The organism is Mesorhizobium sp. M7A.F.Ca.CA.002.15.2.1 (assembly GCF_003998715.1).
Taxonomy (GTDB): Bacteria; Pseudomonadota; Alphaproteobacteria; order Rhizobiales; family Rhizobiaceae; genus Mesorhizobium; species Mesorhizobium ciceri.
Genome location: NZ_RZPI01000818.1, coordinates 1 through 2,238 on the forward strand (window position 1 = coordinate 1; position 2,238 = coordinate 2,238).

Below are 2,238 nucleotides of genomic sequence, written 5' to 3' on the forward strand. Positions count from 1 at the left end.
GCCGCGGACTGAACAACTGGCCGTTCAAGGGCGACAATGGCGATCCGGTCAGCGTTTCGGTGTCAGGTCCGATCGAGGTCAACAGCCCGATGACGGCGAGAGCCGCGGCCGTGTCCGGGCTGGGATTCACCGTCCTGCCGGATTTCATTGCCGCGCCCGATCTCGCGAGCGGCCGGCTGGTGTCGGTGATGGATGACCGTATCCTGTCGGGCGGCGGCATCTTCGCCGTCTACCCGCACCGCCGCTATCTGCCGGCCAAGGTCCGCGTTTTCGTCGACTTCCTGGTGCAGTGGTTCAGGACGCGTGAAGTTGCCTGACCCACTTCAGCCGAGCAGCGGTCCCAATTTCGCCCCCTTTCTGGTAACTCTCGGCAACTCTTCCGAGGCCTAGGGAATCGCGACCGAGAATGCACCTGAAACGGCACGCAATCATGCTGGCTTCGGCCTTGGCGGCTAGCTTTGCCGCCACTGGACCCGCTTACGTGCATCCACACGTCTTCGCCGAGGCTCGCCTCGATGTGATCCTCTCCCCCGATCACCAAAGCGTGAAGGCTCTGCGTCATCTCTGGCGCTTCGACGACCTGTTTTCCTCGACGGTGATGATGGAATTCGACAAGAACTCCGACCTGAAGCTCGACGACAAGGAGCTGAAGGAAGTCGCCGACACCGTTCATGCCTCGCTGGCGGAGTTCAACTACTTCCAGCTCGTCACCGTCGACGGCAAGGACGTGGCGATGACGCCGCCGCCGCATCTGATGGCCAATTTCGACAACGACCAGCTGATCATCCTGTTCGAGTCCGAACCGAAGGTGCCGATCAAGCTCAACGGCAAAATCGATATCGGCGTCTACGATCCGACATTCTACACGGCGATCGACTTCACCGAGGACTCCAACATCACGGTCGAAGGCCTGCCCTCGAACTGCACCAGCAAGGTGGTCCGTCCCGACCCCGACGAGGCCATCAAGGAAAACCAGAAGACCCTCACCGATGCCTTTTTCAATGACCCGACCGGCACCGATATGAGCAAGATCTTCGCCACCAAGCTCGAACTGACCTGTCAGCCAGAAGGATGAAGCCGGTGACGAAACCGTCCCTGCGTTTGGCATTCGGCCTGTTGGCCCTCACAGTCGCCATGATGCATTTCGCCGACGCGGCTCATGCCCAGAGTTCGCTCGGCATCGGCGTCAATGACGGCATGGCGCCCACCACCGGCCCGTTCGCCCATATCCTGATGTGGATCAATCTCAGGCAGCAGGAATTCTACCGCGCGCTGGCAACGGCGATGAAGGCGATGCGCCAGGACGGCAGCAAGATCTGGATACTCGTCGGCCTGTCCTTCGCCTACGGTATTTTCCATGCCGCCGGCCCCGGTCACGGCAAGGCGGTGATCTCGTCCTACATGGTGGCCAATGAAGTGGCGTTGCGGCGCGGCATCCTCTTGTCCTTCGTCTCGGCGCTGCTGCAGGGCCTGACCGCGGTCGCGGTGATGGGGGTCGCCTATTTCGTCCTGCGCGGCACCTCCGTCTCGATGACGGACGCAGCCTGGTTCATGGAGATCATGAGCTTTGTCTTCGTCACCCTGTTCGGCGCCTGGCTGCTGTGGCGCAAACTCGGCCCCGCCGTCCTGCGTCTGTTCGGCAAGGGCCCGGCCTACAGCCTGTCGGCGGCTCATGCCGGCCATTCTCACGCCGGTCATTCTCATGGGGGTCATTCTCATGGGGGTCATTCGCACGGCGCGCATTCGCATGCCGGCCATTCCCATGCAGCTCACAGCCATTCGGCGCATGCCCATTCGCACGCGCTGCACGCGCATGACCATGTGCACGGCCCTTCGCACGATCATCACGATCATCACGATCATGCCGAACACGATCATGCTCATCACGATCACGCGGCCGGCGAAGTCTGCGACACCTGCGGCCATTCGCACGCACCCGATCCGGCGCTGCTGTCAGGCGACCGCTTCGACTGGCGCACGGCCTGGACAGCGGTGGCGGCGGTCGGCATCCGCCCCTGCTCCGGCGCGCTGATCGTGCTCAGCTTCGCCCTGCTCAACGGCCTCTGGCTCGGCGGCCTGCTGTCGGTGCTGGCAATGTCGCTGGGCACCGCCATCACCGTTTCGGCACTGGCGACGCTGGCGGTGACCGCCAAGAACTGGGCGGTCTATTTCGCCGGCGACGGCCGCATGGGCAACCGCATCCACTCGATCGTCGAGATCGGCGGCGCCGCCTTCGTG

At 63.1% G+C, this 2,238-nt stretch carries 3 protein-coding genes; all 3 read left to right on the plus strand.

Features of this window, described 5'->3' with window-relative positions; genetic code table 11:
• Nucleotides 1-317 (plus strand): LysR substrate-binding domain-containing protein (locus tag ENZ74_RS29725; protein WP_245471035.1); only part of this gene is annotated, 317 nt, incomplete at its 5' end.
• Nucleotides 318-406: 89 nt separating this feature from the next.
• Nucleotides 407-1,075 (plus strand): DUF1007 family protein, encoded by a 669-nt coding sequence (locus ENZ74_RS29730; RefSeq protein WP_027161413.1) that lies wholly within the window; start codon nt 407-409, stop codon nt 1,073-1,075.
• Nucleotides 1,072-2,238, plus strand: a 1,167-nt coding sequence (locus ENZ74_RS29735; protein WP_164761308.1) for a nickel/cobalt transporter, incomplete at its 3' end; no start/stop codon positions are given. The genes ENZ74_RS29730 and ENZ74_RS29735, both read left to right, overlap by 4 nt.